This window comes from Streptomyces sp. NPDC059524, from assembly GCF_042749255.1.
Lineage (GTDB): Bacteria > Actinomycetota > Actinomycetes > Streptomycetales > Streptomycetaceae > Streptomyces > Streptomyces xanthii.
On record NZ_JBHYTK010000020.1, the window covers coordinates 30,851 to 52,088 of the forward strand.

Here is a 21,238-nt window from a genome sequence, read left to right on the forward strand (position 1 = left end):
GCTGTGGGCTGTCCCGTGGTGGTGCGGGGCCCCCGCTCCCCGCGGCGCCCCCCCACTCGTATGTGGCGTGTGCGCTGCTTACAGCGCGGCCTTCTTCGAGCTGCCGAACGCGGCGATCGCGCCGACCGCCATGAAGACGTAGGTCAGGGCGTCGGACTCGGACTTCCAGGCCTCGTTGATGACGTCGAAGTGGTCCGTGAGCACGGTGAAGAACGAGGTGTTCGCGTAGTCCGCGAGGGCCATCGCGTACCCGGAGATCTGGCCGAGGTACACGCCGGCCAGGGCGATCACGGCGCAGATGAAGGGCAGCGCCTGATTGCGGCCGCCTACCTTGCCCGCGGCGAAGCCGACGACGGCGCCGACGGCCACGGCCGCGTAGCCGATCTCGTGCTCGGTGGCCTTCATGATCGCGCCGTAGATCCCGGCGAGCACCAGCGCGACGACGACGGCGACGAGGATCGCGAGGCCGGTGTTCCCGCTGCGGCCGGCCGGCGGGGGCGGGAAGCCCATCGGGGGCTGGCCGCCCTGCTGCTGGGGGAACGGGGCATAGGGCTGGCCCGGGGTGGGCGGCTGCTGCTGCGGGTAGCCGTAGCCGGGCTGGGGCGGCTGCTGCTGGCCGTAGGGGTTGTTGTTGTCCTGTGGCGGTGGCGGCTGGGTCATGCGGTCCCCCATGAGAGTGAAGGCTGGCACGAGTGTGCGCAGCGGGGCCGCACAGTAGCAGTCAGAGACGGTGTGCCGCCCCCGCCGGAGTGACGCCCCTGGTGTCCAGGAGGAGCTGGGCCTTCACCGCGAGGCCCTGGAGGTCGTACGTGCGGTGCGGCTGGAGCAGGATCGTCAGGTCGGCGTCGGCGGCCGCCTCGTAGAGGGAGTCGGCGCGGGGGACCGGGCGGGCCAGCACGTTCCAGGACGGGACGTACGGGTCGTGGTAGCTGACGGACGCGCCGAACTGCATGAGGCGGGTGGCGATCTCCTCGGCCGGGGTGGCCTGCTGGTCGGCGAGGTCGGGCTTGTAGGTGACGCCGAGGAGCAGGACGCGGGCGCCGCGGGCCGACTTGCCGTGCTCGTTGAGGAGGGCGGCGGCGCGCTGGACGACGTAGGACGGCATGTGGTCGTTGACCTGGCGGGCCAGTTCGACCATGCGCAGCGGGCGGGTGGGCAGATGAGGGGACGTCAGGTCCTGGGGGAGGGCATGGCCGCCGACGCCGGGGCCGGGGCGGAAGGCCTGGAAGCCGAAGGGCTTGGTCTCGGCGCAGCGGATGACGTCCCACAGGTCGACGCCCAGGTCGTGGCAGAGCACGGCCATCTCGTTGACCAGCGCGATGTTGACGTGCCGGTAGTTGGTCTCCAGGAGGTGGACGGTCTCGGCCTCGCGGGGGCCGCGGGCGCGCACGACCTTGTCGGTGAGGCGGCTGTAGAAGGCGGCGGCCGACTCGGTGCAGGCGGGGGTGAGGCCGCCGATCACCTTGGGCGTCGCGGTGTACGGGTGCGAACGGCTGCCCGGGTCGACGCGGCCCGGGGCGTGCGCGAGGTGGAAGTCGCGGCCGGCGCGCAGCCCGGAGCCCTCTTCGAGGACGGGCAGGAGCAGGGTCTCCGTGGTGCCGGGCGGGACGGGCGACTCGACGACGACCGTGGTGTGCGGGCGCAGGTGCGCGGCGAGGGTGCGGGTCGCGTCGAGGACCTGGGTCAGGCTGGGGGTGCCGTCGGGGCCCGGTGGGGTCGGGGCGCAGATCACGGCGGTGCGGACGCGGGCCAGTTCGGCCGGGTTGGTGGTGGGGCGGAAGCCGGTGGCGAGCATGCGGCGGATGTCGGCGGCGGTCAGGGCTGTGCCGTCGCTGTCGCACGGGAGCCGGCCGGCGGCCAGGTCGCGGGCGCGGTCCTGGTCGTGGCCGACGGTCGCGATGCCGGCGGTGACGGCGGCCTGGGCGAGGGGCAGGCCGAGGTGGCCGAGGCCGATGACGGCGAGATCTGCGGGCATGGCGGTTGCCGTCCTTCCCGGGAGACGGACCGGCTGCTAGCCGGAGCGGGACGAGGGCGCAAGCCCTGTGGACAGTTCGGGCGAGCGCACAGTCAGACTAGGAGTAAATATGACCGTTATGCCGCATTGCGCGATCATGGCCTGTCGCATGTCGCCGCATGTCGCCGCACGGGGCGCGTGTGGGTGAAGCGCGGCCTGAAGCGGTCGGGGTTGTCCACAGGCGGCGGGACAGTGGTGGCCGGATCGGGGCAGCCGGGACAGAATCGGGAGCATGCCGCACCGGGGGTGACACGGGCCGGCTCGGGTACATCTGGCGGTGAAGGCGGCGGCCGACGACAGCGGGAGGCAGCAGCATGAAGGCAGCGGCACTGGGACCCGAGCAGCGCGCGGAGGCCCTCGCGGGCATGGCCGAGCGCGAGCTGGACATTCTCGTCGTGGGCGCCGGGGTGGTCGGCGCGGGCACCGCGCTCGACGCGGTCACCCGCGGACTGTCCACCGGACTCGTCGAGGCGCGCGACTGGGCGTCCGGCACGTCCAGCCGCTCCAGCAAGCTGATCCACGGCGGGCTCAGGTATCTGGAGATGCTGGACTTCGCGCTCGTACGGGAGGCGCTGAAGGAGCGCGGACTGCTGCTCGAACGGCTCGCGCCGCACCTCGTCAAGCCGGTGCCGTTCCTGTACCCGCTCCAGCACAAGGGCTGGGAGCGGCTCTACGCGGGCTCCGGCGTCGCGCTCTACGACGCCATGTCCATGGCCCGCGGGCACGGGCGCGGGCTGCCGATGCACCGCCACCTCAGCCGCAAGCACGCGCTGCGCGTGGCGCCCTGCCTCAAGAAGGACGCGCTCGTGGGCGCGCTCCAGTACTACGACGCCCAGATGGACGACGCCCGTTACGTCGCCACGCTGGTGCGCACCGCCGCCATGTACGGCGCCAAGGTCGCCAACCGGGCCCGGGTCACCGGGTTCCTGCGGGAGGGCGAGCGGGTCGTCGGGGCGCGGGTGCGGGACGGAGAGGGCGGCGGCGAGTACGAGATCCGGGCCCGGCAGGTGGTCAACGCGACGGGTGTGTGGACCGACGACACACAGGCGATGGTCGGCGAGCGCGGCCAGTTCCACGTGCGCGCCTCCAAGGGCATCCACCTCGTCGTCCCCAAGGACCGCATCAACTCGACGACGGGACTCATTCTCCGTACGGAGAAGAGCGTGCTGTTCGTCATTCCGTGGGGGCGGCACTGGATCATCGGCACGACCGACACGGACTGGGACCTCGACAAGGCGCACCCGGCGGCCTCGAGTGCCGACATCGACTATCTGCTGGAGCACGTGAACTCGGTGCTCGGCGTGCCGCTCACACGGGACGACGTCGAAGGGGTCTACGCGGGCCTGCGGCCGCTGCTGGCCGGGGAGTCCGACGCCACGAGCAAGCTGTCGCGCGAGCACACCGTGGCCCACCCGGTGCCCGGGCTGGTCGTTGTGGCGGGAGGCAAGTACACGACGTACCGGGTCATGGCGAAGGACGCCGTCGACGAGGCGGTGCACGGGCTCGACCAGCGGGTCGCCGAGTGCGTCACGGAGGACGTTCCGCTGGCGGGCGCGGAGGGGTACCGGGCGTTGTGGAACGCGCGGGCGCGGATCGCTTCGCAGACCGGGCTCCACGTGGTGCGGGTCGAGCATCTGCTCAACCGGTACGGGGCGCTGGCCGAGGAGGTCCTCGCGCTCATCACCGAGGACCCCGGCCTCGGGGCGCCGCTCGGTGGCGCCGAGGACTATCTGCGGGCCGAGGTGGTGTACGCGGCCTCGCACGAGGGCGCCCGGCACCTCGACGACGTACTGACCCGGCGCACGCGCATCTCCATCGAGACGTTCGACCGCGGCACGCGGTGCGCGCGGGAGGCGGCGGAGCTCATGGCGCCGGTGCTCGGCTGGGACAAGGGCCAGGTCGAGCGGGAGGTCGAGCACTACGAGAAGCGGGTCGAGGCCGAGCGGGAGTCCCAGCTCCAGCCGGACGACCTGACGGCGGACGCGGCACGCCTGGGGGCGCCGGACATCGCGGCGCCCTGAGGAGGGGCGCGGGAGGTGGCACGGCGGGGGCGGTACGGCGCTCGGGGCGGCCTGGATGCCGCGCGAGCACCCGGGTGGCCTGGATGCCGCCCTGCCGCCAGGCCGCCCGGGAGCCCCGGCGCTTCGCCCCCGCCGGAATCCCACCCCCGGCCGGATCACGCGGGTCGCCGGCTCGGGGACGGTCGGTCGTCCTGATGCCGCGGCTGTGCTGATCCGCAGGGGCGCCGGGGTCAGCGCACGTCGACGCAGTCACCGGTCGCGGTGACCGGCGGGGTGGTGGAGGTGCCCTCGAACTTGTAGCGGTAGCAGCGGTCGGTGGTGGCGGTGCGCGTCTGCTTCTCGACGCCCGCCAGGCTGCCGGTGCCGGTGATGTGGCTGCTGGTGGTGGCGTACGAGCCGGTCAGCGAACGCTCCTGGAGGCGGACGGTCTGCTGGGTGTAGCCCGCGTACGCGTGGGTGTCCCAGTTGGCGCGCTCCAGCTTGCCGGTGATCGTGATGGTCTTGCCCTTGGCGACGGGCTCGGGGGCCGCGTTGTTGCTCAGGCGGGACCAGCGCTTGAGGTACCAGGTCTTGGCGTTGTCGGTGTCCACGTCGGTGGTCGCGTCGGTGATCGCCCAGAGGCGGAGCTTCCAGGCTCCGGCGTCCTCGTTCGTCAGCGTGCTCCGGGGGTCGATCTTGAAGGTGGCCGTGCAGTTGTAGGTGGCGTCGCCGGCCGGGACGCAGGGGTCGGTGCCCGCGTCGAACTGCTCGGAGGTGATGAACTGCTTCAGCCCGCTGTCGCGGTCGGTGCCGCGCCACAGCGACGCGTGGCTGCCGTAGAGCTTCGACCCGCCGCTGATCGCCCACTTCACGGTGATGGTCTGCGTGTTCGTCGTCCCGACGCGGGCGCTGTCGCCGCCGTCGACGGTGATGCCGGAGACGACGGTGACGTCGGCGGTGCTGTCGGCCAGGGATCTGGCCTTGGGCGCGGCGGCCTTCGCCGCCGAGGCGTCGGCTGCCGCGGCCTCGCTCCGCTCCAGCGCCTCGGCCGCGCCGGTCCCGCCCGCCGTCGCGGACGGGGTGACGAGCAGGCCGACGGCGAGCCCGGAGGCGGCCAGCACGCTGACGCCCAGGGTCACTTTCTTGCCGGACGTCAACTTGCTGCGGGAATGCTGGGACATGAGGTGGCTCCGTTGTCGATCGTCGGCGGGCGCATGCGGGCGCATGCGGGCGCGGATGCGGATGCGGATGCGGGGCGAGGGGCGGGCTGCCCCGCGTCACGTACGGCCACGGCGGCCGCACACTCTTGATCGACGACGAGGCGGAAGGGTTGTACGCGCACGACAGTTGAGGTGTGTCAGCTGCGTCACCCGGCCGGTTTCGTGTCGTGCGGGGTTCGGTCACGGGTGTGGTGTCCCAGGTGCGAGGGCGCGCCCGGGTGGGCGGCCGATGGCGAAGAGGCCGGGCGGGTCTGCGCCGACGGCGGGTCGGCGCCGGGCCGGGCGTCCCTGGCGGCGCGGCCGGTGAGCGGTACGAGGGCCGGGGCGGCGTGGGGAATTCGGCTCGGGGATCGTCGAGTTCGGGGCTTCCCGAGGCTCAAGACGGGGGTTGATGGAGGGGGCCGGGAGCGGGAGAGTGGGGGGTCGGCGTAGGGGTGGAACCGGCCGGACCGCTCTTCATCGGGCGCAACCGGACGTTCCTGACAGCCGCGCGCCGGGGGCCACCCTGGGCGCCGGACGGTCCCCGCGTGAGGGACAATGAAGGCTCTGTCAGGGCGGGTTGCAGAGGGGACGCAGTGTCGGAGGCGGAGCGGGCGGACGAGGCCCGTCAGGACAACAGCACGCGTCGGGACTCTCAGGACGCCCGGCCCCCCAAGCATGCCCCGGCCCCCGAGGACGCCAAGCCAGGCCAGGACGCCGAGCCGGCCCAGGACGCCGAGCCGGCCCAGGACGCCGAGCCGGCCCAGGACCCCAGGCGCGGTCAGGACGCGAAGGCAAGCCAGGATGTGAAGGCAAGCCAGGATGTGAAGCCAGGCCAGGACTCCAAGGGTGGTCAGGACGCGAAGGCAGGTCAGAGCTCGAAGGCAGGTCAGGGCTCGAAGCCCGGCCAGGGCTCCAAGGCCGGCAAGGGCGAGGACCCCCGGCGGGTGGACGACGCGGCGTCGAAGGCCGAAGGGCGGCTGCTGTCCGGGCGGTACCGGCTCGGTGAGGTGCTGGGCCGGGGCGGCATGGGCACCGTGTGGCGGGCGAAGGACGAGACCCTCGGCCGTACCGTCGCCGTCAAGGAGCTGCGCTTCCCGTCGGCGATCGACGAGGAGGAGAAGCGCCGCCTGATCACCCGGACCCTGCGCGAGGCCAAGGCCATCGCCCGGATCCGCAACAACGGCGCGGTGACGGTCTTCGACGTCGTCGACGAGGACGACCGCCCCTGGATCGTCATGGAGCTCATCGAGGGCAAGTCCCTCGCCGAGGCCGTCCGCGAGGACGGACTGCTCGAACCCCGCCGCGCCGCGGAGGTCGGCCTCGCCATCCTCGACGTGCTGCGCGCCGCGCACCGCGAGGGCATCCTGCACCGCGACGTGAAGCCGTCCAACGTGCTGATCGCCGAGGACGGCCGCGTCGTCCTCACCGACTTCGGCATCGCCCAGGTGGAGGGCGACCCGTCCATCACCTCCACCGGCATGCTCGTCGGCGCCCCCTCCTACATCTCGCCCGAGCGCGCCCGCGGCCACAAGCCCGGCCCCGCCGCCGACCTGTGGTCCCTCGGCGGCCTGCTCTACGCGTCCGTCGAGGGCATCCCCCCGTACGACAAGGGGTCGGCGATCGCCACGCTGACCGCCGTGATGACCGAGCCCGTCGACCCGCCGCAGAACGCGGGACCGCTGGAGCCGGTCATCTACGGGCTGCTCGCCAAGGACCCGGACCAGCGGCTCGACGACGCCGGCGCCCGCGCGCTGCTCAACGAGGTGCTGCACGCCCCGGAGTCGAAGCCCGTCCCCGAGCCGGAGCCGGCCGAGGCCACCAAGGTCGTCCCGCTGCCGCCCGTCCCGCCGCCACTGAAGAAGCGTCCCGCCAAGTCGGGTTCGGCCGCTGCCGCCGCCGCGGCGGCCGGGGTCGCCGCCAAGGGCGAGGAGGCCGCCGAGCGGCTGCGCGGCGCGCTGAAGTCGGTCCGCAACGCCGCGGCCGCGTCCCGCGCCAAGGAAGGCGCGGCCACCACGACCGTCACGGGCGGCCCGGAGCAGCCCGCGACGCCGCCGCGCACCCCCGCCAAGGCGTCGATCACCGACGTCGTGCCGCGCCGCACCCTGGTGATCGCCGCGGTCGTCGCGGCCGTGCTCGTGCTCGGCAGCATCCTGGCGCTGTCCCTCAAAGGCGGCGACGACCCCGGTACCAAGGGTGGCGGCACGGCCGCGTCCGCCGGTGCCACCGGCGGCGACGACGCCAAGGGACAGGACTCGGGCAAGGGCACGGGGGACAAGGGCAAGGGCGCCGACGACCACGCCCAGGGCTCCGGCGACAGCACCGCCGAGCCGACCGACGAGCCCGGCGACGACGCCTCCGGTGACGGTTCCGGTCAGGGTGCCTCGCCCGGCAGCGACACCGACGGCTCGAACGGCAGCACCGCCGAGCAGATCTACCGGCACCCGCAGGGCTTCTCCATCGGTCTGCCCAAGGGCTGGAAGTACGCGTCGACGAGCGCGGCCGGCGCCCGCTTCAACGGCCCGAAGGGGCAGAAGCTGCTCGTCGGCTGGACCAGCACGCCCAAGGACGACCCGGTCAGCGACTGGCGCAACCAGGAGAACTACATGCGCCGTTCCCAGTACGACCGGATAAGGATAGGGGCCGTCGAGTACCGCGGCTGGAACACGGCGGACTGGGAGTTCACCTACGTCGACGGCGGCACCAAGTACCGCACGATCGACCGCGGTTTCGTGGTGAACGGCTCGCAGGGCTACGCGCTGATGTACACCGCGAAGGACGCCGACTGGGACGGCGCGCTGCGCAAGTCCACGTGGCGGACGTTCACACAGACGTTCAAGCCCAAGTCCTGAGCCGGGGACCCGTTCTGCACGTATCGTGAGTGCTTGCGGACCGTGTGCGAACGGATGTGACGCCCGGTGACCACCGGGCGAGGCAGGGGGCGTTGTGGAGGAGTACGCGGGGCGAGTGCTCGCCGACCGTTACCGCCTGCCCCTGCGCGCCTTCGACGACGACGGGTTCGGCGACGCCGCGGTGTACGCGCCGCACGACGCGACCCGCGCCTTCGACACGTACAGCGGGCAGGAGGTGCTCGTCCGGCAGGTGCCGCTGCCGGAGGTCGTCGAGGCGGAGGTGCTGGACGCGGACGGGCTGCCGGACGGGTTCCGGCCCGGGGCGCCGGTCCGGGCGTCCGCCGAGCCGTCCGTGGCCCGGGCCATCGAGGCGGCGCAGGCCGCCGCGCAGATCCCCGACCATCCGAGGCTCGACCAGGTCTTCGACGTGTTCGCCGAGGGCGGTTCGCTGTGGATCGTCAGCGAGGCCGTCGCCGCCCGGCCGCTCGCGGCGCTGCTCGACGCGGGGCCGCTGAGCCCGTACCGGGCCGCCGAGGTCGCCTCCGACGTGCTCACCGCGCTGCGGGCCCTGCACGCCCACGGCTGGGTCCACCGGAACGTGACGGCGCGGACCGTGATGATCTGCGACGACGGACGCGTCCTGCTCACCGGGCTGGCCGCGGGCGCCGCGGAAGAGGCCCTGTGCGGGTACGACCCGCGGCCCGAAACGGCCCTGGACGACGAGGAGTCGGAGCCGGAGCCCGAGCCGGCGCCCGTGGCGCCGCCGTCGGCCGAGCCCGACGCGGGGGACTACCGGGCCGCGCGGGCCGGGGCCATCGCCGCGTACCGGGCCGGTGCGCGCGCCGCCGCGTCCGGCGGGCGGATCGACGATCCGTACGGGGTGCGGGAAGGATGGCACGGGGCGGCTCCCCGGGCCGGTGTGGCCGGTGTGCCGGTGCAGCCCGCCCGTTGGAACGAGCTGATACCCCGTGACGGAGCGGCGGACCAGGAGCTCCGCCCCGAGCCCCGCGCATCGAGCCCCGCGCAGGCCGAGAACGGGAGCCCCGTGCTGGGCGCCGTCGCCGCCGAGCGCGCCCGCCAGGTCCGGATGACCGTCGTCGGACCCGTCACCGAGCGCTGGGCCCCCGAACAGGCCCACCCCGTGCAGGACAGCTGGCAGTTGGCCGCCCCCGTAGGCCCCGCCACCGATCTGTGGGCCCTCGGCGCCCTCCTGTTCCGCGCCGTGCAGGGGCACGCCCCGTATCCGGAGGAGTCGACGCCCGAGCTGGTGCAGATGGTGTGCGCCGAGCCGCCCGCGTTCGCCGAGGAGTGCGGGCCGCTGCGGCCGGTCGTCGAGTCCCTGCTGCGCCAGGACCCCACCGAGCGGCTCGACATCGAGGAACTGCGCGGCTGGCTGCGGTCGTTGGTGCGCTCCGCGCCGGAGCCGGAGGCGGGGACGAACGTCGTGCCCGCGCCCGCCTTCGACGCCGCCCGGCTCCCCGTCGTGCGCCGCAGGGGCGAACTCGTCCGCAGGCGGCGCCGGTCCAAGGCCGGCGCCGCGCACCCGCACGCCCGGCACAAGCGCGCCCCGCGCGAGCGCGAGCGCGAACCTCAGCCGCCGCGCCGGTCCCCGCAGCCGCGCAGAGCCCCGCAGCCACGGCAGGGCGGCGGCGAGCGGCGGCCCGCCTCGCTGGGACGCTGGCTGCTCGTGCTGATCCTGCTCGGCCTGGTCGGGGCCGTCGCGTACGCGATGGTGTTCATGCCGGAGGCGGGCTCCAGCGCGGGCCCGCCGCGCGAGCAGGCGGGGGTCGTCGGGGGCGCCCCCGACAAGAACGGGGACACCGACCCGAAGGCCGATCCGTCCGGGCCGGCCAAGACGCCCAAGGGGCAGACGCCGAAGGGCAAGTCGCCGTCGAAGAAGGAGACGTCCGACCCGTCGAGCACCGAGCCGCAGTCGGACGTCGCGGCCGGATTCAGCCTGCGCAAGGACCCGGAAGGCTTCCAGGTCGCCGTGGCCAAGGGCTGGCAGCGCCAGGCGAAGAACGGGCGGGGCCAGATCCTGTACACGCACGGGAACTTCGCGCTGCTCGTCGTCCCGGGCCGCGACAGCACCACCACGTACGGGACCGACCCGATGAAGTACCAGCGCGAGGACGAGCGGGAGCTCCAGCCGTTCCGCGACTCCAGCTGGGCCACGTCCAGCGGCATGAAGACCATCGAGGTCGGCGGACGGACCATGGCCGAGGGGCAGTTCACCTGGCAGGAGTCCGGCGGCGAGGTCTTCGTGCGCAACGTCGTGATGGTGATCGGCGGCAAGTTCCACATCGTGCAGGTCCGCGGCCCCGAGGCCGAGCGCGACGAGGTGTCCCGGCTGTTCGAGCAGGCCTCCGCCACCTACCGGTACGGGGGTTGAGGCCGGCCCGCCGAAAGGTGGCCGGATCCGTGCGTGCGTCACAGTGACGTATCCATGGCACCCCGGCTGTTCCTCGGGGGCCGCCCGCTCCCTAGTGTGACCCTGTCAAGACCATTGCGGGGGAACGTGAATCAGATGCAGGGCGAGCTCCTCGCCGGGCGCTACCGGCTCGGCGAATCGATCGGGCGCGGCGGCATGGGACGCGTGTGGCGCGCGCACGACGAGGTGCTGCACCGCGTCGTCGCCGTCAAGGAGCTGACCGCCGCCACGTACGTGTCCGAGGCCGACCGGGCCGTGCTGCTGACGCGGACCCAGACCGAGGCGCGGGCCGCGGCGCGGATCAACCATCCGGCCGTCGTCACCGTCCACGACGTCCTGGAGCACGACGACCGGCCGTGGATCGTCATGGAGCTGGTCGAGGGTCCCTCGCTCGCCGACGCCGTCAAGGAGCACGGCCGCATCGTCCCGGCCGAGGCCGCGCGGATCGGCCTGTGGACGCTGCGGGCCCTGCGCGCCGCGCACACCGCGGGTGTCCTGCACCGCGACGTGAAGCCGGGCAACGTGCTGCTCGCCCGCGACGGCCGGGTCAAGCTCACCGACTTCGGCATCGCCCAGGTCGAGGGCGACTCGACCATCACGCGGACCGGCGAGATCGTCGGCTCCGTCGACTATCTGGCGCCCGAGCGGGTCAGCGGCGCCGAGCCCGGCCCCGCCTCCGACCTGTGGGCGCTCGGCGCGACGCTCTACACGGCCGTCGAGGGCCGCTCCCCGTTCCGCCGCACCTCCCCGCTGAGCACGATGCAGGCCGTCATCGAGGAGGAGCCCGAGATCCCCGCGCACGCCGGGGCGATCGGGCCGGTGATCAGCGCGCTGCTGCGCAAGGACCCGGCCGCGCGCCCGGACGCCGACACGACGGAGGCGATGCTCGCGGAGGCCGCCGAGGGCCGCAGGCCGAGCGCGGCCCAGGCGTACGTGCCGACGCAGGTGCACCGCACGGGGCAGCCCCGGGCGCACCACCAGGCCCCGCCCCCGCCGCCCGGCGGCACCGCCGTCCTGGCCGAGCAGCCCGTGCCGCAGCCCGCCCCGCACCCCGCTCCCCGGCCCCGCCGACTGCCCAGGGTGCTGGCCGCCGTCGTCGCCGCGCTGCTCGTCGGGGGCGGTGGCGCGTACGGCGGCATGTACTACCTGGAGCACCGCGACGACGACTCCACGTCCCGGCAGGACGCGGGCGGGAGCACCGGCGGCACCGGCGAGAGCCCGTCGAAGTCGGCCAAGCCGGTGTCCGGCGCGATCCCCGACAACTGGGAACGGGTCCACGACGTGGAGGGATTCAGCCTGATGCTGCCGAAGGGCTGGACCCGCCAGCAGAACGGCACGCAGATCGACTACACGCCGGACGGCGGCCAGCGGTTCGTCCGCATCGCCGTCGACAAGAACTCCCAGTGGCCGGACTCCTACCAGCACCAACTGGACCTGGAGAAGGGCGTGAGCCCCAAACTGCCGCAGTACCAGCGGGTGACGCTGCAGTCGAACATGTACCGGGACCGGCAGGGCTCCCTGTGGGAGTTCACGTGGACGGCGGGGGACAAGGACACGACGTCCGGCCCCCGGCACGCCATCGAGCAGACGTACCGGACCGCGGACGGCACCGAGTACGCCATCTACCTGTCGGTGCCCGAGGAGAACTGGCCGGAGGCGCGCACCCAGTTCGACGCGATCCTGCGGGGCTGGCAGCCGGACGCGTAGGCCGTGTCTTCACACGTGTGACCGGAACGGCACCCGTGCACGTCTGTGACGGTGCGGCATGATGGGACGCATGGGGACCGAGGGGGACAACGTCCGTGTCGTGGGCGGACGTTACCGGCTGGAGGCCAGGATCGGGCGCGGCGGCATGGGCGTCGTCTGGCAGGCCGACGACACGCTGCTCGGACGGCGGGTGGCCGTCAAGGAGCTCGCCGTCGACGAGACCCTCTCCGAGGCCGAGGCGGCGCAGCAGCGCGAGCGCATGCTGCGCGAGGCCCGCGCCGTCGCCCAGCTGAGACACCCGCACGTGATCGTCGTGCACGACGTCGTGGTGCACGAGGGGCGCCCGTACATAGTGATGGAGCTGGTCGAGGGCTGTTCGCTCGCGGACCGGATCGCCCGGGACGGGCCGCTCGACGCCCCCGAGGCGGCCCGCGTCGGGCTCGCCCTGCTCGGCGCGCTGCGCGTCGCGCACGCCGCGGGCGTCCTGCACCGCGACCTCAAGCCCGCCAACGTCCTGCTCGAACCGGCGACCGGCCGCGTCGTCCTCACCGACTTCGGCATCGCCCAGGTCGAGGGCGCCACGACGCTCACCGAGACCGGCGGCTTCGTCGGCTCGCCCGAGTACACGGCGCCGGAGCGGATGGCGGGGGAGCGGGCCGGGGCCGGCGCCGACCTGTGGTCGCTCGGCGCGCTGCTGTGCACGGCGCTCAGCGGCGAGTCCCCGTTCCGCCGCGACTCCCTCGGCGGCATCCTGCACGCGGTCGTCTACGAGGAGATCCGCCCGCCCGCGCAGGCCGCTCCGCTGCTCCCGGTGATCCGGGGCCTGCTGGAGCGCGAGCCCGCGCAGCGGATCGGCCTCGACGAGGCGGAGCGGCTGCTGCGCGCGTACGTGGACACGGGCGCGACCCCGCGCGCGGTGGCGCAGGGCCGTGCCGTGTACTCGCCGACCCGGCGTGACGTGCCGACGGTGACCGGACGGCAGGAGGGGCGGCGCGGCCCGGCGCCGCGGCTCGTCCTGGTGGCGGCGGCGCTCGTCGCGGCGCTGGCCGGGGCCGGGATCGTGACCGGGGTGTACCTGGCGGGGAACCGGGAGGACCCGACGCCGCCGGGCGGTCCCGCGGGCGCGACCACGGGCGCCGGCAGCACGGCCTCGGCCGGTGTCTCGCCGAGCGGGGCGCCGACGGTCACGGTCACCGCGCGGCCGACCCGCACGCAGCGTCCGGGGACCGCCGCCCCGGCCGGGTACCGGGTGGTGACGGACGAGCAGGGGTTCCGGCTCGCCGTGCCGAAGGGGTACACGCGCTCCGTCGACGGACCGCGGGTGTTCTACAAGTCGCCGGGCGGGACCTTCCGCATCGGCATCAAGGTGACCGAGCCGGTGCCGGCCGGCGGGCCCGGCGGCGTCCAGCGGCGCTCGGCCGCGGCGGGCCCGAAGAACAATCCGGGCTACCGCGACGGCACGGTCACCGACACCACGCACCGGGGCGGCGCCGCCGCGCTGTGGGAGTTCTCCTGGGACGGCTTCAGCGTGACCGAGGGCGCCCGGCACACCGTCGACCTGTGCTGGCAGCAGGCGGGGCGGCTGTACGACGTGTGGGTGTCGGGGCCGGTCGGACGGCGTGCGGAGGCGCGCGGGCACTTCGACGTCGCCGTCGACACCTTCGCGCCTTCTGTCACGGATTGACCCGTTCCGCTGCTGCAGCGCGGTCACAATGCCATGACCTGAGTGGAACCGGGGCGCCCCCGCACGGTACTCATGGACGCATGAGTGACAACGGGGGAGCCGCATACGGCCCGAACGATCCCACCAGCTTCGGCCTCCAGCCGCCGCAGCAGCCGTACGCCGCCGCGCACCAGGGCACCCCGTACGGGGCGGGTGACGGGAACCCGTACGCCCAGCCCACGCAGGCCACCCCGTACCCGCACCAGCCGCAGGCCCCGCAGCACCCGCAGTCCCAGCCCGAGCGGCACCAGCAGGCGCCGCAGGCCCCGCGGCCCACGCAGGTCGTGCCGGACCAGGCCGACCCGGGCGCGGGCCGGCTCGTCGCGGGCCGCTACCGGCTGCTGAGCAAGCTCGGCCACGGCGGCATGGGCACCGTGTGGCGGGCCAAGGACGAGACGGTGGACCGCGAGGTCGCGGTCAAGGAGCCGCGCATCCCGGACCACCTGCCGGCCCAGGAGCGGGCCAACGCCTTCGAGCGCATGCGGCGCGAGGCGCGGGCCGCGGCGCGCCTCGACCACCCCGCGGTCGTGAACGTGCACGACGTCGCCGTCGAGGACGGCCAGCCGTGGATCGTCATGGAGTTCGTGCAGGGCCGCTCGCTCGGCGACGCGCTCAAGGAGGGCACGCTCGGCGCGCGCGAGGCCGCCCGGATCGGCCTGGAGGTGCTCGGCGCCCTGGAGGCCGCGCACGCCGCCGGCATCCTGCACCGCGACGTGAAGCCGGACAACGTGATGCTCGGCCGCCACGACCGCGTGATCCTCACCGACTTCGGCATCGCCCAGATCGAGGGCGAGACCAATCTGACGGACACGGGCGGCTTCGTCGGCTCGCCCGAGTTCATCGCGCCCGAGCGGGTGCTGGGCCAGCGCCCCGGCCCGGCCTCCGACCTGTGGTCGCTCGGCGTCGTCCTCTACGCGGCGACCGAGGGCGTCTCCCCGTTCCGCCGCAACAACACCCCGGCCACCCTGCAGTCCGTCCTGAACGCGACCCCGGCCGCGCCCGCCTCCGCGCAGGGCCCGCTGGCCGAGGCGATCAACGGCCTGCTCCAGAAGGACCCGGCCCGCCGGCCGAACGCGGCGCAGGTCCGCGCCCTCCTGGAGCGCGCCGCCGAACCGCCCGCGCCCCAGCCCACCCAGGTCGTCCAGATCGGCTCGGCGCAGAGCGGTCTGCGTCTGGGCCGCAAGACACTGCTCGGGATCGGCGCGGGCGTCGTCGTGGCCGCGGTCGCCGCGTACCTGGTCCTCGCGAAGCCGTTCGCCGGCCCGCTGCCGGACGGCTGGAAGAAGCACGACGAGGCGAAGCCGCTGGACGCGACCGTCGCGGTGCCCGCCGACTACATCCGGATCCCGGACGACGACACGGTCGAGATCACCTACAAGGACCCCAGCGGCGCGATCACCGTCATGCTGGCGCGCTGGGACCACGTCGAGGACAAGACCGACATCGCGGGGACGGCCGACGCCGAGGCGTTCAAGGACTCCGACGACATCAAGGACAACTCGTTCAGCGGCGCCGGCGGGCTGATGTCGAGCGACACCAAGCCCACCAGCGAGACCGACTCCAACGTCACGTACAAGGAGAAGGACGCCGCGCTCAACAAGATCACCTACGGTGTCAGCGGCACCGCGCTCGACCTGGACAAGGACGTGCCGCGCGAGGCGCAGGCGTTCTACTACAAGACCTCGGCCGGGGACATGTACCGGCTGTGGATCGACTATCCCGGCAAGGGCGACTTCACCGAGCGCGGCCGGGAGGTCGCCAAGACCGCCATCGCCAACCTCGACATCCACAAGCTCTGAGGTGGCCGCGCAGGGGGAACGGCTGATCGGAGGACGCTACCGGCTGGCCGAGCGCATCGGCTCCGGTGGCATGGGCACCGTGTGGCGCGCGGTCGACGAACGGGTCGGCCGTGACGTCGCCGTCAAGGAGCCGCGGCTGCCGGGCGATCCGGAGCGCGCCTACGCCCGGTTGCAGCGCGAGGCCCGCGCGGCGGCCCGCGTGGAGCACCCGTCGGCGGTCGCCGTGCACGACGTGGTCGTCGAGGACGGACTGCCGTGGATCGTCATGGAGCTGGTGCGCGGCGAGTCCCTGCACGAGGTGCTCCAGCGCGGTCCGCTGCCGCCCGCCGAGGCGGCGCGGATCGGCCGGGACGTGCTGGGCGCTCTGCGTGCCGCGCACGCCAAGGGGATCGTGCACCGCGACGTGAAGCCGGCGAACGTGCTGCTCGGCCCGCACGGCCGGGTCGTGCTCACCGACTTCGGCATCGCGCACGTGCAGGGCGAGGAGTCGCTCACGATGAGCGGCGAGTTCGTCGGCTCGCTGGAGTTCATCGCGCCCGAGCGGATGTCCGGCGACGGCGCGGGCCCGTCCAGCGACCTGTGGGCGCTGGGCGTGCTGCTGTACACGGCGGTGGAGGGCTGGTCCCCGTTCCGCCGCACGACGCTGGAGTCGACGCTCGCCGCGATCCTCTCCTTCGCCCCGCCGCCGCCCGAACGGGCCGGTGTGCTGGGCCCGTTGATCGACCGCCTGCTCGCCAAGGAACCGGCGGACCGGCCCGACGCGGCGACGGTCGCGGCGGGGCTCGCGGCCGCCGCCGACGGACGACCGCTGCCCCAGCCGTTCGACGCGCCGGTGGCCCAGGACCCGGCGGCGCTGCGGGAGTTGGGCGACGACGTCGGCACCGTACGGCTGAAGGCGCCCGCGCGGACCCCGGCGCGACCGTCCCCGGTGAAGCCGGCCCAGGAGACGCCCGCCCAGGAGACGCCCGCCCAGGCGACGCCCGCGACGAAGCGTCCACGCCGCCGCTCGCCGGTCGCGCTGATCGTCGCCGCGCTCCTGGGCGCCGTCCTGGTCGGCGGCGGGGTCTGGCTCGGCACCTCGCTCGGCACCTCGGGCGACGACGGCGCGCCCTTCTCCGAGGGGTCCGGCGGGGAGCTGCACGAGGCGTCCCTCATGCCGGAGGAGCCGCGGAACACGACCACGCCGGGCAAGGTGAAGGGCTGGACGGCACATGAGGAGAGCAGTGTGCGCGCGGTGATCTCCGTGCCGGACGCGCTCACCGACGTCTACCACGACCCGTCCGAGGACGGCGTCCAGTACACCGACCCCAAGAGCGACGTGACGCTGAGCCTGAAGCGCTGGGCCCCGGCCTCCGGCGGCTCGACGGCGTACGCCTGGGCCACCAGCGTCGGCGACTCGTACGCGGCGAACGGCAACACCGACATCAGCAAGACGGTCACCCGGACCAGCTTCCACGGCAAGGACGCGGCCCAGCTCGACATCACGTACCGCAGCGCCGCCGACAGCGGCCTCACGCGCGAGATGCGGCTCTACGTCGTCGACGACACGGGCCGCTACGACCTCGGGGTGAGCATGCCGAAGGGCGTGAGGACGTACGAGAAACAGGGCACCGACACCTTCAAGGGGGCCCGGGACAGGCTCGAACTCGAAAAGAGTTGACCGGTCCCGCGCGGACGGTGGCGGCACCGGCAAAGCCACTGATCAGCGGCTTTGCTGCCAGCGATCACTGGCGTGGTGTGTGGAGGCGGTGAAAGCCGATTACCGGTGGGTACACAAAGCGTCGGCTTCCGCATACCCTCCCCCTCATGACGGAGTCGCAGGCCACGCAGGAGAAGACCGGAACCAACCCGACAGCGGCCGCCCCCGAGGGTGCGCGCACCGCTGCCGACGTGGTCACGCCCGAGCTGATCGCCCAGCTCACCCGAGGCGTGGTCGGCTCGGGGCGGACCGCGAACCACACGCCGTTCACCGGCGAGAAGCTCGCGGACCTGCCGGAGTCGACGCCCGAGGACGTGGCCACCGCCTTCGAGCGGGCCCGCGCCGCCCAGGAGGTCTGGGCGAAGACGCCGGTGCGCAAGCGCGCCGCCGTGCTGCTGCGCTTCCACGACCTGGTGCTCGCCCGCCAGGCCGAGGTCCTCGACCTCATCCAGCTGGAGACCGGCAAGGCCCGTCTGCACGCGCACGAAGAGGTCCAGGCCGTCGCCGTCGCCTCCCGCCACTACGGCAGGAAGGCCCCCGCCTACCTCAAGCCCCGGCGGCACACCGGCGCGGTCCCGACCCTCACCAAGGTGACCGAGCTGCGCCAGCCGCGCGGCGTCGTCGGCCAGATCGCCCCCTGGAACTACCCGCTGGAGCTGTCGGTCGGCGACGCGCTCCCCGCGTTCGTCGCGGGCAACGCGGTCGTCATGAAGCCCGACACCGAGACCTGCCTGACCGCCCTGTGGGCCCGCGACCTGCTCATCGAGGCCGGGCTGCCCGCCGAGGTCTTCCAGGTCGTGCTCGGTGAAGGCCCGGTCGTGGGGCCCGAGTTGGTCAAGCACGCCGACTACGTCTCCTTCACCGGCTCCACCCGCACCGGCCGCGAGGTCGCGCAGGGCGCCGCCGCCCGCCTCGTCGGCGTCTCCCTCGAACTCGGCGGCAAGAACGCCATGCTGGTCCTCAAGGACGCCGACGTGGAGAAGGCCGCCGCCGGCGCCGTCCGCGCCTGCTTCTCGTCCGCGGGCCAACTCTGCATCTCCATCGAGCGGTTGTACGTCCACGAGTCGATCGCCGACGCCTTCCTGGAGCGCTTCGCCGCCCGGACGAAGGCCATGCGGCTCGGCACCTCCCTCGCGTACGGGGCCGACATGGGCTCCCTCGTCGGCGAGCGCCAGCTCACCACCGTGACCCGGCACGTCGAGGAGGCCGTCGCCAAGGGCGCCACGCTCGTCGCCGGCGGCGTCGCCCGCCCCGACATCGGCCCCTACTTCTTCGAGCCGACCATCCTCGACGGGGTCGAGGCCCCGATGTCCGTCTGCACCGAGGAGACCTTCGGCCCGGTCGTCTCGATCTACCGCTTCACGGACGAGGACGAGGTCATCGCACAGGCCAACGCCACGCCGTACGGCCTCAACTCCTCGGTCTGGACGAAGGACGCCCGGCGCGGCCACGAGGTCGCCGCCCGCCTGCGCACCGGCACCGTGAACATCAACGAGGGCTACGCCCCCGCGTACGGCAGCGTCCAGTCGCCCATGGGCGGCATGAAGCAGTCGGGCCTCGGCCGCCGCCACGGCTCCGAGGGCATCCTCAAGTACACCGAGGCCCAGACGGTCGCCCACCAGCGGGTGATGCCGATGGCCCCGTCCTTCGGCATGGACGACGCGGCCTACGCCAAGTTCATGACCACCAGCCTGAGCCTGATGAAGAAGCTCCGCCTCAAGTAGCCGCTTCCGTCCGCGGCCCGGTGGGGCTTCTCGCGCCCCGCGGCGGAGCCGCTGATAAACACAGCCCCGCGCCCCTGAAATGCAGACGCTTCGCGTCGCATTTCCCCGATGGGGCACTGCCCCGCTGGAGATCGCGCACGAAGTGCGCATCTTCAGGGGCGCGGGGAACTGCGCGACCAGCCCCCACCGGGCTGCACCCGGCAACGAGACATCCCCCGCCACGGCGAGAAGCCGAAGACCCGCACAAGGGAGACGCCCCCATGGCCCAGGCCGAGCAAGACCCCGGGTACGACTACGACGTCCTGGTCATCGGATCCGGCTTCGGCGGAGCCGTCACCGCCCTGCGCCTCACCGAGAAGGGCTACCGGGTCGGCGTCCTGGAGGCGGGCCGCCGCTTCGCCCCCGGCACCCTCCCCAAGAACTCCTGGGACCTCAAGAACTTCCTCTGGGCGCCGAAGCTCGGCATGTACGGCCTCCAGCGCATCCACCTGCTCGGCAACGTGATGGTGCTGGCCGGCGCCGGCGTCGGCGGCGGCTCCCTCAACTACGCCAACACCCTCTACGTGCCCCCGAAGCCCTTCTTCGAGGACCCGCAGTGGAAGGACATCACGGACTGGCAGGACGAGCTCGGCCCGTACTACGACCAGGCCAAGCGGATGCTGGGCGTACGCCTCAACCCGACGATGACCCCCGCCGACGTGCACCTGAAGGCGGCGGCCCAGTCCATGGGCATCGGCGACACCTTCCACATGGCCCCGGTCGGCGTGTTCTTCGGCGACGGCGAGGACGCGGACGGCACCAGCAAGGCGAAGCCGGGCACCCAGGTGCCGGACCCGTACTTCGGCGGCGCGGGCCCGGCCCGCAAGGCGTGCACCGAGTGCGGCGAGTGCATGACCGGCTGCCGGCACGGCGCGAAGAACACCCTGAACGAGAACTACCTGTACCTGGCCGAGAAGGCGGGCGCCTCCGTGCACCCGATGACCACGGTCGTCTCGGTCACGGACGACTCGCGGGGCGGCTACGCGGTCGCCACCCTGCCGACCGACGACAAGAAGAAGTCGGCGGGCCGCGTCTTCCGCGCCCCCAAGGTCGTCGTCGCGGCCGGCACCTACGGCACGCAGACCCTGCTGCACCGCATGAAGTCCGGCGGCCAACTCCCGTACATCTCCGCGAAGCTGGGGCATCTCACCCGCACCAACTCGGAGGCCCTGGTCGGCGCCCAGACCACCGACCGGCGCTACCGCAAGCGGCACGGCGCCGCGAAGGCCGACTTCACCAAGGGCGTCGCCATCACGTCCTCGATCCACCCGGACGAGAACACCCACATCGAACCGGTCCGCTACGGCAAGGGATCCAACGCGATGGGCGGCCTGACGGTCCTGCAGGTGCCCTACGCGGAGGGCTCGTCCCGCGTCGCCGGCTGGCTGGCGAACGTGGTCAAGCACCCGGCCCTGCTGGCCCGCTCGCTCTCCAACCACCGCTGGTCGGAGAAGACCATCATCGGGCTCGTCATGCAGTCCCTGGACAACTCGCTGACGACGTACCTGAAGCCGGGCGGCGTCGGCAAGGGCCTGCTCACCGCCGAGCAGGGCCACGGCGCGCCCAACCCGAAGCAGATCAAGGCCGCCACGGACGGCGCGTCCGCGATCGCCGCCGAGATCAACGGCTTCGCCGGGTCGAACGTCGGCGAGCTCATGGGCACTCCGCTGACCGCCCACTTCCTCGGCGGCTGCCCCATCGGCGACAGCGCCGAGACCGGCGTCATCGACCCGTACCACCGGCTCTACGGGCACCCGGGGATCTCGGTGGTGGACGGCGCCGCCGTCTCCGCGAACCTCGGCGTCAACCCGTCCCTGACCATCACGGCGCAGGCCGAGCGGGCCATGTCGTACTGGCCGAACAAGGGCGAGGAGGACCCGCGCCCGGAGGCCGGCGCCGCGTACGTGCGGCTCGCGCCGGTCGAGCCGAAGAACCCGGCGGTCCCGGCGGACGCGTTCGGCGCCCTGAAGCTCCCGTTCCTCGGCATGCCGGCGGTCCCGCCCAAGAAGTGACCGCACCTGATCCGGACGAGAAAGGACCCGCACCCCCCT

General features: G+C 73.4%; 12 protein-coding genes. 9 read left to right on the plus strand and 3 right to left on the minus strand.

The genetic code is table 11. The features are described 5' to 3' along the window. Positions 1 to 78: 78 nt before the first annotated feature. Together ACFW9D_RS08775 and ACFW9D_RS08780 are read right to left on the minus strand one after the other, a co-directional pair. A complete protein-coding gene (locus ACFW9D_RS08775; RefSeq protein WP_384619414.1) occupies positions 79 to 660 on the minus strand; it encodes a hypothetical protein in 582 nt (193 codons plus the stop codon). A gap of 61 nt (positions 661 to 721) precedes the next feature. Beyond that, complete coding sequence (locus ACFW9D_RS08780) at positions 722 to 1,975, minus strand: nucleotide sugar dehydrogenase (protein ID WP_188337334.1); 1,254 nt, start codon at positions 1,973 to 1,975, stop codon at positions 722 to 724. Positions 1,976 to 2,328: 353 nt separating this feature from the next. Here ACFW9D_RS08780 and ACFW9D_RS08785 point away from each other — a divergent pair, with 353 nt between their 5' ends. Then, the gene (locus ACFW9D_RS08785) at positions 2,329 to 4,035 is read left to right on the plus strand and encodes a glycerol-3-phosphate dehydrogenase/oxidase (RefSeq protein ID WP_188337333.1); all 1,707 of its coding nucleotides are present in this window, start codon (positions 2,329 to 2,331) and stop codon (positions 4,033 to 4,035) included. A 230-nt stretch (positions 4,036 to 4,265) separates the two neighbouring features. Here the strand turns inward: ACFW9D_RS08785 and ACFW9D_RS08790 are convergent, their stop codons facing one another. Further along, positions 4,266 to 5,195: a calcium-binding protein gene (locus ACFW9D_RS08790; RefSeq protein ID WP_384619417.1), complete on the minus strand. Its 930-nt coding sequence runs from the start codon at positions 5,193 to 5,195 to the stop codon at positions 4,266 to 4,268. 965 nt (positions 5,196 to 6,160) lie between these two features. On the opposite strand from ACFW9D_RS08790, the gene ACFW9D_RS08795 reads away from it, so the two are divergent. The 8 genes from ACFW9D_RS08795 (at position 6,161) to ACFW9D_RS08830 (ending at position 21,199) form a co-directional block, all read left to right on the plus strand. Then, positions 6,161 to 8,065 (plus strand): serine/threonine-protein kinase, encoded by a 1,905-nt coding sequence (locus tag ACFW9D_RS08795; protein ID WP_384619471.1) that lies wholly within the window; start codon positions 6,161 to 6,163, stop codon positions 8,063 to 8,065. Positions 8,066 to 8,159: 94 nt separating this feature from the next. Further along, entirely contained in the window at positions 8,160 to 10,457 is a 2,298-nt protein-coding gene (locus tag ACFW9D_RS08800) for a protein kinase (RefSeq protein ID WP_384619420.1), read from the plus strand. 135 nt (positions 10,458 to 10,592) lie between these two features. Beyond that, a complete protein-coding gene (locus ACFW9D_RS08805; RefSeq protein WP_384619474.1) occupies positions 10,593 to 12,203 on the plus strand; it encodes a serine/threonine-protein kinase in 1,611 nt (536 codons plus the stop codon). Between the two features lie 70 nt (positions 12,204 to 12,273). After that, on the plus strand, positions 12,274 to 13,887 hold the full coding sequence (locus ACFW9D_RS08810) for a serine/threonine-protein kinase (RefSeq protein WP_384619423.1): 1,614 nt from the start codon (positions 12,274 to 12,276) through the stop codon (positions 13,885 to 13,887). An 80-nt stretch (positions 13,888 to 13,967) separates the two neighbouring features. Next, on the plus strand, positions 13,968 to 15,725 hold the full coding sequence (locus tag ACFW9D_RS08815) for a protein kinase (RefSeq protein WP_384619425.1): 1,758 nt from the start codon (positions 13,968 to 13,970) through the stop codon (positions 15,723 to 15,725). Position 15,726: 1 nt separating this feature from the next. Continuing rightward, positions 15,727 to 17,385: a protein kinase gene (locus tag ACFW9D_RS08820; protein WP_384619428.1), complete on the plus strand. Its 1,659-nt coding sequence runs from the start codon at positions 15,727 to 15,729 to the stop codon at positions 17,383 to 17,385. Positions 17,386 to 17,531: 146 nt separating this feature from the next. After that, the gene (locus ACFW9D_RS08825) at positions 17,532 to 19,148 is read left to right on the plus strand and encodes a succinic semialdehyde dehydrogenase (protein ID WP_384619430.1); all 1,617 of its coding nucleotides are present in this window, start codon (positions 17,532 to 17,534) and stop codon (positions 19,146 to 19,148) included. 260 nt (positions 19,149 to 19,408) lie between these two features. Further along, positions 19,409 to 21,199, plus strand: coding sequence for a GMC family oxidoreductase N-terminal domain-containing protein (locus tag ACFW9D_RS08830; RefSeq protein WP_384619433.1), 1,791 nt, complete (start codon positions 19,409 to 19,411; stop codon positions 21,197 to 21,199). Positions 21,200 to 21,238 lie beyond the last annotated feature (39 nt).